Source organism: Streptomyces sp. NPDC059534, from assembly GCF_042743475.1.
Lineage (GTDB): Bacteria > Actinomycetota > Actinomycetes > Streptomycetales > Streptomycetaceae > Streptomyces.
On the sequence record NZ_JBHWAQ010000001.1, the window covers coordinates 361,866 to 375,302 of the forward strand.

Annotated in this window: 11 protein-coding genes; 4 read left to right on the forward strand and 7 right to left on the reverse strand. The window is 73.7% G+C overall.

Annotated features, from left to right (window positions below; genetic code table 11):
* Positions 1 to 2: 2 nt before the first annotated feature.
* The gene (locus ACFVZH_RS01445) at positions 3 to 1,418 is read right to left on the reverse strand and encodes an amidase (protein WP_384891361.1); all 1,416 of its coding nucleotides are present in this window, start codon (positions 1,416 to 1,418) and stop codon (positions 3 to 5) included.
* 133 nt (positions 1,419 to 1,551) lie between these two features.
* The gene (locus ACFVZH_RS01450) at positions 1,552 to 2,346 is read right to left on the reverse strand and encodes a polysaccharide deacetylase family protein (RefSeq protein WP_384891364.1); all 795 of its coding nucleotides are present in this window, start codon (positions 2,344 to 2,346) and stop codon (positions 1,552 to 1,554) included.
* A gap of 238 nt (positions 2,347 to 2,584) precedes the next feature.
* On the opposite strand from ACFVZH_RS01450, the gene ACFVZH_RS01455 reads away from it, so the two are divergent.
* The 4 genes from ACFVZH_RS01455 (at position 2,585) to ACFVZH_RS01470 (ending at position 4,634) form a co-directional block, all read left to right on the forward strand.
* On the forward strand, positions 2,585 to 3,106 hold the full coding sequence (locus ACFVZH_RS01455) for a GNAT family N-acetyltransferase (RefSeq protein ID WP_384891367.1): 522 nt from the start codon (positions 2,585 to 2,587) through the stop codon (positions 3,104 to 3,106).
* 159 nt (positions 3,107 to 3,265) lie between these two features.
* Positions 3,266 to 3,712, forward strand: a complete 447-nt coding sequence (locus ACFVZH_RS01460) for a MarR family winged helix-turn-helix transcriptional regulator (protein WP_384891370.1) — start codon at positions 3,266 to 3,268, stop codon at positions 3,710 to 3,712.
* Between the two features lie 5 nt (positions 3,713 to 3,717).
* On the forward strand, positions 3,718 to 4,137 hold the full coding sequence (locus ACFVZH_RS01465; protein ID WP_384891373.1) for a hypothetical protein: 420 nt from the start codon (positions 3,718 to 3,720) through the stop codon (positions 4,135 to 4,137).
* Positions 4,134 to 4,634, forward strand: a complete 501-nt coding sequence (locus ACFVZH_RS01470; RefSeq protein ID WP_384891376.1) for a GNAT family N-acetyltransferase — start codon at positions 4,134 to 4,136, stop codon at positions 4,632 to 4,634. Before ACFVZH_RS01465 ends, ACFVZH_RS01470 begins: the two co-directional genes overlap by 4 nt.
* 180 nt (positions 4,635 to 4,814) lie before the next feature.
* Here ACFVZH_RS01470 and ACFVZH_RS01475 read toward each other — a convergent pair whose 3' ends face one another.
* The 5 genes from ACFVZH_RS01475 to ACFVZH_RS01495 form a co-directional block, all read right to left on the reverse strand.
* Entirely contained in the window at positions 4,815 to 7,226 is a 2,412-nt protein-coding gene (locus ACFVZH_RS01475) for a polysaccharide lyase 8 family protein (protein ID WP_384891379.1), read from the reverse strand.
* Between the two features lie 209 nt (positions 7,227 to 7,435).
* Entirely contained in the window at positions 7,436 to 8,536 is a 1,101-nt protein-coding gene (locus ACFVZH_RS01480) for a substrate-binding domain-containing protein (protein ID WP_384891382.1), read from the reverse strand.
* A 128-nt stretch (positions 8,537 to 8,664) separates the two neighbouring features.
* Complete coding sequence (locus ACFVZH_RS01485; protein WP_384891724.1) at positions 8,665 to 10,536, reverse strand: helix-turn-helix domain-containing protein; 1,872 nt, start codon at positions 10,534 to 10,536, stop codon at positions 8,665 to 8,667.
* Between the two features lie 520 nt (positions 10,537 to 11,056).
* The gene (locus tag ACFVZH_RS01490; RefSeq protein ID WP_384891384.1) at positions 11,057 to 12,427 is read right to left on the reverse strand and encodes an MFS transporter; all 1,371 of its coding nucleotides are present in this window, start codon (positions 12,425 to 12,427) and stop codon (positions 11,057 to 11,059) included.
* A gap of 69 nt (positions 12,428 to 12,496) precedes the next feature.
* A complete protein-coding gene (locus ACFVZH_RS01495; RefSeq protein ID WP_384891387.1) occupies positions 12,497 to 13,291 on the reverse strand; it encodes a 3-hydroxybutyrate dehydrogenase in 795 nt (264 codons plus the stop codon).
* Between the last annotated feature and the right edge of the window lie 146 nt (positions 13,292 to 13,437).

Below are 13,437 nucleotides of genomic sequence, written 5' to 3' on the forward strand. Positions count from 1 at the left end.
CGTCAGGCGTCCTGGATGCGTCGGAAGGGCCGGTCCGCCTCCAGGGTGAAGGCGACGTCCAGGAGGGTGCGTTCGCTGCCGGGGCGGCCGGAGAACATGACGCCGATGGGGAGCCCGGCCTGCGTCGTGTCGGGGGCGGGCACCGAGAGGGAGGGCGTCCCGACGATGTTGTCGAGCGGGGTGAACGCGACGTACCGGAGGATGCGTTCGACGAGCTCGGGGTAGGGCACGTCCGGGCTGAGGTGGCCGATCGGCGGTGCCGTGTGCGCCAGGACCGGGGAGAGGAGGAGGTCGAAGCCGCGGAAGGCCGCCGCGTACGCCTCCTTGGTGCGCTTCAGGCGGCGCAGCACGGCCGGGGTCTGGCGCCAGTTCCGCACGTACGCCTCGTGGAGTCCCCGGCTGAGGCCGTCCATGCGGCGGCGGTCGAAGTCCCGGCCGAGGGTGCGACCGGTGGTCCCGATGAGGAACGAGAGGAGTCCCCAGTAGGTGAGGAAGTCGTCGGTGAAGCGGGGGTCGATGACCGGCTCGACCGGCGCGACGGTGTGGCCGAGCCGTTCGAGCGTCGCCGCGGTGCCGGTGACGGCCGCCCGCGTGGCGTCGTCCGCGCGGACGCCGTTCGGCGAGTCGAGGAGGAATCCGACGCGCAGCCGCCGCCCCGACGGTCCCTCGACCAGGCCGACCGGCGGCAGCTTGGGGTTGCGCCGGTACGTCTCCGCGGCGGCGAGGAAGGCGGCGGTGTCCCGCACGGAACGGCTGACGACACCGTCGGAGACGATGTCGAGGGGCAGTTGACGGCTCTGCGCGTTCGCCACGACCCGGCCGCGGGTCGGCTTGAGGCCGACGAGTCCGCAGCAGGCGGCCGGGATCCGGATCGAGCCACCGCCGTCGTTGGCGTGGGCGATCGGCACCGCCCCGGCGGCGACGAGGGCCGCGCTGCCGCCGGAGGAACCTCCGGCGGAATGGCCGCTGTTCCACGGGTTGCGCACCGGTTCGGCGTCCTCGTACTCCGTGGTCGGGCTGAAACCGAACTCGGGCAGCCGGGTCTTGCCGAGGACCGTGACGCCGCTGGCGAGGAACTGCCGGGTGAACGGCGCGTGCCGCCGGGCGGCGCGGGGCGTGAAGGCGGCGCTGCCGTGGCCGGTCGGCAGTCCCCGGTAGTCGGTGTTGTCCTTGACGAAGGTCGGGACACCGGCGAAGGGGCCGTCCGCTCCGACGGCGGGCGCCGGGTCGGCGACGTGCGTCTGCACCGCGTGGAGCCGCTCCTCGACGGCCCGCACCCGCTCCACCGCGTCCCGGGCGGCCTCGGCCGCGCCGACCTCACCGCGCCGGATCGCCGCGGCGAGACCGACGGCGTCGTGCTCCCCCAGGGCGTCGTCCCGGAACGCGTGCACCCTGGTCACCTGCTCGAAAGACGTCACAGCTACCTCAGCCCCCGGCCGTACGGATGATGCCCGCCATCATTCCGTACCGGCGGGTAACACGCGAGGGGTCGGCGCCACCCCATGACACCGACCCCTCCACGGCACCTCGGGGGGGGCGCCCTCCGGAGCGTCAGGGGGCCGTGCGCACCGGGAAGCTGAAGGGGTGTCCCTGCTCCTTGAGCCACGGCAGCACCTGCCGGAGGGCCTCGACGGTCTGGGCGCGGTCACCGCCCCCGTCGTGGAAGAGGATCGTCGGCCCGTTGGACAGCTCGTTCTTGACGGTGTTGACGATGGAGGCGCTACCGGGCTGCTCGAAGTCCTTCGTGTCGACGTTCCAGCCGAGCGGGCGCATCCCGGCCGCGGCGGCGATCCGGCGGCTGTCCGGCGTGAACGCTCCGCCGGGCGCCCGGTAGTACTCCACCTTGGCTCCCCCGGCCGCGTCCTCGATCATCTTCTTCGCGTCCAGGATCTGCTGCTTCTGGTACGCGACGGACTTCTTGTCCATCGTGGTGTCGTGGGTGGTGGTGTGGTCGCACAGCCGGTGGCCCTCGGCGACGACCCGCTTGACGAGGTCGGGGTGCTGCCTGGCCTGAGGCCCGATCATGCAGAAGACGGCCTTGACGCCGTTCTGCTTCAGGATGTCGAGCATCTGGGGAGTCCAGCGCGGGTCGGGCCCGTCGTCGATGGTGATGTTCACGGCCCTGCCGCCCGCCTCCGCGGCGTGGGCGATCCCCTCCGGCACCCGCTGCGCGGGGACCCTGGCGGGCTTCTCCACCTGCTCGGCCGACGGGCGTTGCCCCGGCGCGCCGTCCGTCTTCGCGGCGGCCTCGCCGTTCGTCAGCGCGGCAGCGGCCCACACCGCCAGGCTGATCCCGACCGCCGAGGCCACCACGGCTATGTGCGTCCTGTACGTGTTCTGCCCCATGGAAATGCCCACTCCCCGTGCGCTCTCGATCGACTCCCAGGTGAGAGGACGGTACAAGCGCCAGGACGGTTTCACTCCGGCCCGACCGTTCGGACGGACCGCAAGCCGGCCAGACGGTTCATGACGGACCGGGGCGCCGTTCCGGCCGCTCCCCCGGACCCGGGGCCGCCGTCGGCCGGCGGGTGGCCTTCGCGTACGGTGAGGCTTCTCACGCGTTTCCGTACGGGGAGTCCGATCCATGGTCAGCACCGACTGGCGCACCGCCGGGCCCGCCGTCGCGCCGACCGCCCGGCTGGAGTTGCTGCCGCTGCGGGTGGAGCACGCCGAGGAGATGGCGGTGGTGCTCGCCGATCCCCGGCTGCACGAGTACATCGGCGGGGAGCCCGACGACCTGGAGCGACTCCGCTCCCGCTACCGGCGGATGACCGCCGGGTCCCCGCGCCCGGCCGAGGTGTGGCTGAACTGGGTGATCCGGCTGCGGGACGAGGACCGCCTGGTCGGCACGGTGCAGGCGACGGTCGTCGACCGGATCGCCGAGATCGCCTGGGTCGTCGGCGTCCCCTGGCAGGGCCGGGGCATCGCCCGCGAGGCCGTACGGGCCCTCGCCGACCGGCTCACCGAGGGGCCGGTGGACACGCTGGTCGCCCACATCCACCCGGACCACCACGCCTCGGCGGCCGTGGCCCGCGCCGCGGGGCTCGCCCCCACCGACCGGTGGCACGACGGCGAGATCCGCTGGGAGCGCCGGCTCGACTCCTGACCGCGGTCGTCCGCGGACGCGGAGGCATACCCGGGCGGCGACCGCCTCCGCTCTCGGCTCCTTGTCCGGGCCGTGACCAACCCCCGTGCGTGTCGACCCCGTGCGTGTCGGCCCCGTCGAGCAAATGTTGGTCACACCAACATTGGTAGAGTGGCCGTCGTGGACGAGACCCCCGAGCGGCTGACGGCCAGGCCGAGCTGGCTGATCGGCCAACTGGCCGTGCATGTCCGGCGGCTGGAGTCCGACGGCTTCACCGCCTCGGGGGCCCGCGCGTACCACTACCGCATCCTGGCCGCGCTCCACGAGTACGGGCCGGCGAGCCAGGCGCAGCTGGGCCGCCGGTGCCGCATCGACCGGAGCGATGTCGTCGCGGCGGTCAACGAGCTGGTCGAGCAGGGCCGTGTCGACCGTTCGCCGGACCCGGACCACGGGCGGCGCAACAGGGTGACGCTGACCCCGGCCGGCGGCCGGCAACTGCGCCGTATGGACCGGGTGCTCGACCAGGTGCAGGACGACCTGCTCACCCCGCTGTCCGCCGAGGACCGCCGGACCCTGACCCGCCTGCTCGGGCAGGTCCTCGCCCACCACACACCGGAAGAGAGTTGAGCACCATGGCGCTTCGTGAAGGCCGGCGCGTGAGCCTGGCGGCCGACCTCAGGCTGACCGGTTCGCTCGTCCCGGCGGGTCCGCCCGCCCCGAACGGGGACTTCCCGCCGACCGCCGACGCCGTCGCCGGCTTCCTGTCCCTCGCCTCGGGCACCGAGGGCACGGTCGAGCGGGTCGACGAGCACGTCAAGGAGCAGAGCCACGAGGTCCGCGAGTACCTCCGGCTCTCGTCGCTCCTCGCCGACTTCGGCCCCCAGATGCCCCCCGCGAGCAGGAAGCAGCTCGAAGAGCAGGTCGGCTCCCTGGAGGCGGACTGGACCGCCTACCAGGAGCAAGCGGTCCGCGTGACGGTCCGCGTACGCCTCGACAACGGCTTCGTCCTCGACGAGGCGCGCGTGGACCTGTTCGCGGAGACCGTCGCGTGACCGCCGCCCCGGCCGTGGTCCCGCTCACGGCCGACCACGCCGACGAGGTCCTCGCGATCTACCGGGCCGGCATCGACGAGGGCGACGCCACCTTCGAGACCGCCACCCCGACCTGGGCGGAGTTCGACGCGGCCCGGCTGCACGACCACCGCTTCGCCGCCGTCGACGAGACCGGCCGGGTCCTCGGCTGGGTCGCCGTCACCCAGGTGTCCGGCCGACCCGCGTACGCCGGTGTCGTCGAGCACTCGGTGTACGTACGTCCCGACGCGCGCGGGCGGGGTGTCGCCGCCGCCCTGCTCCGGGCCCTCCTCGAATCCACCGACGCGGCCGGGATCTGGACCGTCCAGTCCGGGATCTTCCCCGAGAACACCGTCAGCCTCGCCGTCCACGCGCGCGCCGGCTTCCGCGTCATCGGCACCCGCGAGCGCATCGGCCGCCACCACGGACGCTGGCGCGACACCGTCCTCGTCGAACGCCGCAGCCCCTACGTCAACTGACCGGCCAGGCCGGCTGGCTGGCTGGCCGGCTGGCTGGCTGGCCGGCTGGCTGGCTGGCCGGCTGGCTGGCCCGATCGCCTGACGGACCGATCGGCTGACCGACCGACGCTGCCGACCGACCAGGCCGATCGGCTGACCGGCCCGGTCGACGGCGTACCGCCTCGCGTGGGTCCCTCCCGGTCAGCCGAGCCTGACCCGGATCTTCTGGGGAGCGCCGGCCAGCCCGGTGAGATCGCCGAACGTCAGCTTCAGCGCGGCGCCCGCGGTCGTCGCCGTGACGGTGGCGGGCTTGGAGAGGACGGCCGCGACCCGCTTGTTCCAGGTGATCTCCAGGGAGGTCGCCTGCCGGGCCGGGTCGGAGACGACGACGGTCGCCGTGCCGTCGCGGTGTTCGCGGACGAGGACGGACGCGGGCCCGTCCGAGGACAGCGGGCCCGCCGTGCCGGCGGTCCAGAAGTTGACCGCGGTCAGACCGAGCCGCGCGACACGGACGCCCTGCTGGGAGCCTGTGTTGGCCAGGATGCGGAGCCATCCCTTGTCCGCGGCCCGCTGTGCGGTGCTCCTGGCGCTCGCACCGGGCATCAGGACGTACGCGTAGCCGGCGTCGGCCGGATCGATGCCGTGGTCGGTGCAGAGGGTGAGATACCTGCGGGTGAGCGGGGTGGTTGGGCCGCCGGTGTTGATGTCCCGCCAGGCGCCGGTGCGTTCCTCGCGTACGGCGCTGAGCTTCAGCCGCCGGGGGAAGACGTAGCCGGCGTGGCCCGCGATGTGCGCCCAGCCGGCCTCCTCGAAGGTCCCCCGCCAGCCCTGCCCGTCCGGCTGTACCCGGCCGTCGACGGTGAGCGCCGGAGCGCCCGTCGTCCCCAGGGCCCGGTTGTCCACGGTGGTCTCCACCGCGTAGCCGTCGGCGGAGGTGATGCCGGCGCCCAGGCAGACCACCGAGTCGTCCAGCCAGAACCACGACTTCCTGGCGTTCATCGTCGAGGACAGGCCCACGAGGTGCTGCCCGGTCGTGCCGAACTCGCCGTCGGTGGTCCCGCCCACCCAGGCCGCGTCCGGCATGGGCTGGCCCCAGTTGCCGCCCTCGCCGTCCGCCAGCGGCTTGCGGGAGGCCGTGATGCCGGGCAGGCGGTACGGGTCGACCGTCGGCCAGTAGGCGTCCGCGTACTGGTCGAGGCCGTAGTCGTCGCCCCACCAGGAGAGCCAGCCGGCGCCGGTGTGGTACCCGCGCGCGTGCTCCCCGTTTCCGTACTCGTAGTGGGCGATCCGCCGCGAGGCCATCGACACCGACGCGCACCAGCCGCGACGGCGGTGGGTCACCCGGTCCATGTGGTGGAACAACCCGTGCCGCACCGGTTCGGCCGCCGGTGCGACCGAGGTGTCGTCGAGCACGGACTGGAGCAGCGCGGCCCGCACCAGGCTCAGCTTCGGGTTCTTCAGCGGCGGGAAGTAGGTGTCTCGGCGCATCCAGCCCTTGACCATCGCGCGCCAGCGGGCGTTCTCCTCCGGGCTCGCGCCCTGGCCGATGAGCACGATCGTGGCCATCAGCGCGTGCGCCCTGGTGTGATCGGACGTCCCGGCCCTGCTGATGCCCCGCGAGGACACGTTGTCCATGATCAGCCCGTTGTGGACGAACGGCGCGATCGCGCCCTCCACGGTGTCCAGGAACAGCTGCGCGTCCGGCGAGTCGACCGGCCACCGCGAACCGCGCAGCAGCGCCATGAGGCGTCCCACGCCGTCGTGGAGGACCGAGCCGTAGCCGCCGATGTACGGCACGTTGCGGTGCTGGATGAAGGACCCGTCGGCGTAGAACCCGTCACCCCCGGTCACGTACGGGAAGACGGGGTTGAGCGCGGCGACCGCGCGGGCGAGCCGGTCCGGGTTCTCGCCGACGACGGAGCGCAGGATCACACTGCGGCACAGGTCGACGCGGTTGGCTCCGGTGGAGGTGCCGGTGTACGAGTCGAAGACCGCGTCGGGGACGAAGTGGTCGACCGCACGGCAGTACGCGGCGATCTGCTCGTCCGTCAGATGCTCATGGACCACCACGCAGGTGTCCATCAGCGCCTGCGCACCCCCGATCTGCCAGTTCCACCAGTTGCCGTACCGGTTCGTGCCCTCGTTGTAGACCTGGGCGTACACATGGTCCAGGCCGGTGAGCACCGCCTCCAGCACGGCCGGGTCCCCCGTCAGCCCGGTACCGGGCTGCGCCCACGCCTGCGCGAGCGTGCCGAGCCGGTTGTAACTCTCGTTCATCATCGCCGAGAAGCCGTACGACTCGGCATCCGTGTCCGGCTCGGGGTCCCGCCACACGGCATCCGGCCAGAGCGAGCCATCGGCGGGCGCCATCGCGGAGAGATGCCCCCGCGCGCTCGCACCGAGGTCGGCCAGAAGCGTCCTGAACGGTTCGGCGGTGGGGCTGAACCCGGTCCCGAGCACGAGGTCACGCCAGGTGGCCCGCAGGGCGGCGAACTCCTGCGCGTCCACGGTCTCCGCGGCGGCCGCGGTCGCGGAGACCCCTGCGAGTCCGAGCGTCAGCGCGGTCCCTCCGGTTGCCTGCAGGAAGGTACGCCGACGAAGGAAAGACGCCATGAGGAACCAGCCTTTACGGAGGGAGAGTCGGGTGGCGATGCCTGAACGGCAGCCTCCGCAAGCGCTTTCCCCCCGTCAAGACACCAGGGTGAATCGGGCAGTTTTCGGTCACTGAAGGGGCAGGGCCGAGCCGTAGCCCGGCAGGGGCTGGGGGCTTGCCGGTCGGGGTGGATCAGGCCGTGAGTCCGGCCTGGGCGGCGCGGCAGCCCTCAGGCGGTCGGGTGCCCCGCGCCGCAGGAGTCGCGGATCACCAGGCGGGGAAGCCAGGCGACGGCGGAGTGGGCCGCGTAGGGGTCTTCCAGGCGTCGGACGAGCAGGCGGACGGCGGCCTCGCCGACCGCGAAGGTGGCGGGGCTGACGGAGGTGAGGGGTACGTCGGCGAGGGCGGCCATCTCGTCGTTGTGGCAGACGAGGGCGAAGTCCTCGGGTACGCGTACCCCGTGGGCCGTGAGCCACTGGAGGAGGTTCACGGCGTCGATGTCGGTGTGCACGAGCCCGGCCCGTACCTCGCCGGACGCGACGAGGGCGAGCAGGCGCTCGCGTCCGACGTCGTCGGGGTGCCCGTACGGGCCGGTCGGCGGGGGCGAGAGGTCGTCGTCGGGGAGGCCGAGGGCGCGGACGGCGGACAGGTAGCCGGCGCGCACCGCGGGGCGTGTGTGGGTGTGCCGGGCCAGCAGGGCGACCCGCCGGTGCCCCAGTTCGGCGAGGTGGCGGACGGCGAGGGCCGCGCCGCCCGCGTGGTCGGAGACGACCCGGTCGAGATGGGCGCCGGGCACGCCGACGGGGATGCGCCGCTCGACGAGTACGGCGGGGACCGCGGGCTCGGCGAAGCGGGCGGCCTCTTCCTCGGTCGGGCCGCCGACGGTCCAGCTGGGCGCGAGCAGCAGGCCGTCGACGCCGGCGTCGAGCAGGGTGGCGATGTGCTGGAGGTCGCGGTCCGCGGAGTAGTCGGTGATGGCCACGAGCAACCGGGCACCGGCGTCGGCCGCGGCCTGCCGGGCTCCCTGGATGACGGCGCGGAAGTAGTAGTCGGACACCGGAACGACCATGCCGAGGACGAGGCCGCTCGGCGCCCGCGGCGCGCTCCGGCGGGCGAGCCGGGCGTCGCGGGCGTTGAGCGGCGCGGTCGGCCAGGTGACGCTGCCGTGGAGGCGCCGTACGCGCCCGACGTCGGCCAGCGCGGCGACGTCGCGCCGGGCGGTCTCCACGGACACCCCCAGCTCCGCGGCGAGTTCGCCGATCCGCACGCTCTCGCGGTCCCGGACCACGCGCAGGATCCGGCGGTGCCGCTGCTCCACGCTCTCTCGCATCGGGGCCGTCCCTCGCTCCGGTCGGTGTTCGGCGGGCGCAGCGTAGCCCACGTACCGGCCGGGAAATGCCCGGCGAGTGACCGGGATCCGACCGACCGGGCACCCCGGCCGGCGTCGGGCCGGACCGGTCAGCCGCCGTCCGTGCCCCGGGCGAGCTGGTGGAGGCGGAGCGCCAGGTGCGTCTCCAGGGCCCTGGACGGGGTGTTCCAGTCGGGGCCGAGGAGTTGGGCGACCCGGTCGAGGCGCTGCACGACCGTGTTGACGTGGACGTGGAGGGCGTCCTTGGCGCGGGAGAGGGCGGCGCCGTGGTCGTAGTAGGCGCGCAGGGTGCGGACGAGTTCGGTGCCGCGCTCGGCGTCGTAGGCCAGGACGGGGCCGAGGACCCGCTCGACGTACGTGCCGACGTCGGCACGGTCGCCCAGGAGGACGCCGATGAATCCCAGTTCGGCGATGTCGGCGCCCTCGCCGGTGCGGTCGAGGGCGTGGAGGGCCGTCAGGCACCGCAGGGCCTCGGCGTGGAGGGCGGCCAGGTGCTCCGGTCCGTGCCCGGGGCCTGCGGCGCCGACGGTGACGGGTGCGCCGAGGGTGCGGGCGAGGTCCGCCGCGAGGGTACGGGCGAGGGCCCCGGGCACGTCGCCCGGCGCCAGCAGGACGACGTGCCCGTGCCGGGTCCCCGCGAGCCCGCCGAGCCCGCGGGCCCTGCGGGCGGTCTCGGCGGCGAGCCGGAGGCGCAGGGCCGGTTCGCAGTCGAGTACGGCGACGGCGTGCGGCCGGGCCAGGTCGACCCCGAGCCGCCGGGCCCGCAGGGTCAGACTCCCGCCGTCCCAGCGTGCCGACGCGACGGGGTCCACGAGGAGGTCGTCGAGGAGTTCGCCGCGCACCCGGTCCTCGGTCTCGGCGACGGACCGGCGCATCATGAGCAGCATCGCGGTCACCAGGGCGGCACGCTCGAACAGGCTCCGGTCGGCCTCGGGGAGGTCGGCCCGTCCGGTCAGCACGATGCTGCCCAGGGCCTCGTTCCCGGCGAGTACGGCACAGGTCCAGACGGCGTCCGCGTACACGGCGCGGCCGTCGGTGTGCGAGGCCGCGAGGCTTTCGGCGGAGGCGGTGACCGGTCCGGTGCCGGACCGGGCCAGTTCGCTGCCGTCGGTGTCGTGGACGGCCACTCCGCCGCCCAGCAGCGCCGCGATCTCCGCCGCCACGTCGTCGATGCCCGCGCCGCGCAGCACCAGTTTGGTGAGTCGGTCGTGGGCGTCGGAGGCCCGGTGCAGCGCCTGGCTGTGGGCGCGGGCGGTCGCGTTGGCCGCTTCGAGCCGGGTGAGGGTGCTGCGCGTCTCCTCCAGGAGGCGGGCGCTGTCGATCGCGACGGCGGCGTGGTCGGCGAGCGAGCCGAGCAGGGCGATCGCCTCGGGCGTGAACTCGCGCGGCGCCCGGTCCGCCGCGAACAGCACCCCGATGATCTCCTGGCCCACCCGCAGCGGGACTCCGAGGATGCCGCGCAGTCCTTCCTCCGCCACGCCGTCGTCGATGGTGCCGGTGTGGTGGAAGCGCTGGTCGGTGCGGTAGTCGGTACTGGCGTACGGCCGGGCCGTCTGGGCCACCAGACCGCCCAGGCCCTCCCCCATGGCCAGCCGGAGCTGCTGGAAGGCCGCGGAGACGGATCCGTCGGTGACGCGCATGAACGTGTCGTGGGCGAGCGGATCGTTGAGCGTCAGATACGCGATGTCGGTACCCAGGAGCGTTCGGGCCCGCCGGACGATCGCCCGGAGCACGGCGTCGAGGTCCCGCAGGCCCGCCAGGTCTCCCGCGGTGTCGAACAGCGCCACCAGTTCGGCCTCGCGGCGGCGGTACTGGTCGAGCACCCGCCGCACCGACAGGGCGACCTCGGTCGTCTCCTCGATCCATGCCGCGTCCGCCGCCGCGGCCCCACCGGCCCGCGACCGGGCCGGCTCCGCGGCCAGCTGCTCGGCGGGCGCGCCGGCTGCGAGGAGGTCCAGCAGCCGACGGGCGGCCGCCTCGGCGGGCGGGGAGGGGCGGGACTCGTCCGGCTCCGGCGTGTCTGACTCGCCGCCCGTCGCCGCCCCGGCCTCGCCGCGCCCCGACGCCGGGACCCCACCACGCCCCGAAGCCCTCGCCCTACCAGGACCGGTCACCCGAGCGTCACCAGGACCGGTCACCCGAGCCCCGCCGGAACCGGTCACCCGAGCCCCGCCGGAACCGGTCGCCCGAGCCTCACCAGGACCAGTCGTCCAAGCCCCGCCGGGCTCCCTCGTCCGGTCGTCGACAGGTGCCGGCATCCGGCCGTCGCCGGGCTCCGGCGTCCGGGCCTCGGCTGGACGGTCGGCGGTCATGGGGCCTCCTCGCGGGCCGTGTGCGGGGGTGGGGTGCTGCGGAGGGCCCGGCTGCTCGCGTTCACCCCATGATGGCGGCGGACCGGGCGGCTCACGAGCGCGGCGGGCGGGGCCGGGCCGGGGAGCACTTCGCCCCCCGCCCGCCCCCGCCGCCGCTTTCGGACGGGCCCTAGACCCGTTCGCCCGCGGGGACGGCCGGGGCGGGGGCCGTCTCGTCGTCCCGGGAGCGGGCGAGGTCGCGGCCTCGGGTCTCGCGGGTGACGGCGACGGTGAGGGTGGTGACGACGGCGGCCGCGCAGAGGTAGAGGCTGACGGGGGTGGAGGAGCCGTACTCCTTGAGGAGTTCGATGGCGATGATCGGGGCGAGCGCCCCGGCGACGATCGAGGCGAGCTGGGAGCCCATGGAGGCGCCGGAGTAGCGGACCTTGGTGTCGAACATCTCGGAGATGAAGGCGGCCTGCGGCCCGTACATGGCGCCGTGCAGGAGGAGACCGGCGGTGACGGCCAGGGCGATCACGGGGAACGACGCGGAGTCGACGAGGCCGAAGAAGACGAACGCCCAGACGGCCATGCCGACGGAGCCGATCAGAGTGACCGGTCGGCGGCCGATGCGGTCGGACAGCGCGCCCCACAGGGGGATCGTGACGAAGTGGACGGCGGAGCCGATGAGGACCGCGTTGAGCGCGGTGCTCTTGGCGAGCCCGAGGTGCACGGTGACGTACACGAGGAGGAAGGAGGTGAGCACGTAGTACGAGATGTTCTCGCCGAACCGGGTGCCGATGGCCGACAGGACCTCGCGCCAGCTGTGCCGGAACACCTCGACGACGGGGGCCTTCTCCTTCACGCCCGGGGAGGCCGCGGCCTCGGCCTCCGCCTTGGCCTGGGCGGCGAGGAACACCGGGGACTCGGAGACGGAGACACGGATCCACAGGCCGATGGCGACCAGGACGCCCGACAGCAGGAACGGCACGCGCCAGCCCCAGGACTGGAAGGCCGACTCCGACTGCACCGCGGCCAGCAGGGCGAGGACGCCGGTGGCGAGCAGGTTGCCGCCCGGGGCGCCGGCCTGCGGCCACGAGGCCCAGAAGCCGCGGTGCTTGTCCCCGCCGTGCTCGGAGACGATCAGGACGGCGCCGCCCCACTCACCGCCGAGCGCGAAGCCCTGGACCAGGCGCAGCACCGTCAGCAGGATCGGCGCGCCGATGCCGATGCTGTCGTAGGTGGGCAGCAGACCCATGGCGAAGGTGGCGCCGCCCATCATGAGGAGGCTGAGCACCAGCAGCTTCTTGCGGCCGATCTTGTCGCCGAAGTGACCGAAGACGATGCCGCCGAGCGGCCGGGCGGCGAACCCGATGGCGTACGTGATGAAGGCGATCAGCGTGCCGACGAGCGGGTCGGCCGTCGGGAAGAACAGCGTGTTGAACACCAGGGCGGCGGCCGAGCCGTACAGGAAGAAGTCGTACCACTCGACGGTGGTGCCGATCAGGCTCGCTCCGACGATGCGGGCGATGCCGCTTCTCGGCGTGGTGGTGTCGGACATGGGTTCACCGGGTTTTCACAAGGGGGGACGGGACGGGATGGTACGGGTCGTACGTGAAGGGGTCGCGGGTCAGCCCGCGGTCCAGCCGCCGTCGAGCGGCAGGGACGCCCCGGTGAGGTAGCCGGAGTGGGGGCCGCAGAGCCACAGGACGGCGGCGGCCACCTCCTCGGACTCCAGGAGGCGCTTGACGGGCGAGCGGGCCAGCATGACGTTGGTGAGGACGTCGCCCTCGCTGATGCCGTGGGCCGCGGCCTGGTCCCGCACCTGGCCCTCGACGAGCGGGGTGCGGACGTAGCCGGGGTTCACACAGTTGCTGGTCACGCCGTACGGAGCGCCTTCGATCGCGGCGACCTTGCTCAGCCCCTCCAGGGCGTGCTTGGCGGCGACGTAGGCGGACTTGTACGCACTGGCCCGCAGTCCGTGGACGCTGGAGACGTTGACGATCCGCCCCCAGCCGCCGTCGTACATGTGCGGCAGGACCCGGCGCATCAGCAGGAACGGCGCGGTGACCATCACCTTCTGGATCAGCTCGAAGCGCTCCGGCGGGAACTCGGTGAGCGGGGCCACGTGCTGCAGGCCGGCGTTGTTGACCAGGATGTCGATCTCGGCCGGGAGGAGGTCGACGACTCCCGCGTCCGCGAGGTCGGCCACGTGCGCCTCCCCGCCGACGATCTCCGCGACGGCCTTGGCGGCCGCCGCGTCGCGGTCGACCACGTGGACGACGGCCCCCGCCTGCGCCAGGGCCAGCACGCAGGCCCGGCCGATGCCGCTGCCGCCGCCGGTCACCAGAGCCGTACGCCCGCTCAGGTCGACCGCCGCGGTGGGCGGCGGCAGGGGAGCCGGGGTGGGAAATGTGTTCGTCATGGCCGGAAACACTAGGGAGCGCCCCGGGACCGTCCCATGTGGGTAACCGATACAAAGCCGGGCTCATGAATGGTTCCTGTTGCCATAGGGCGTGCCGGCAGCGCCGCAAGGGCGCGAGCCTGAATCCCCTCCGCCACCATCGGCCC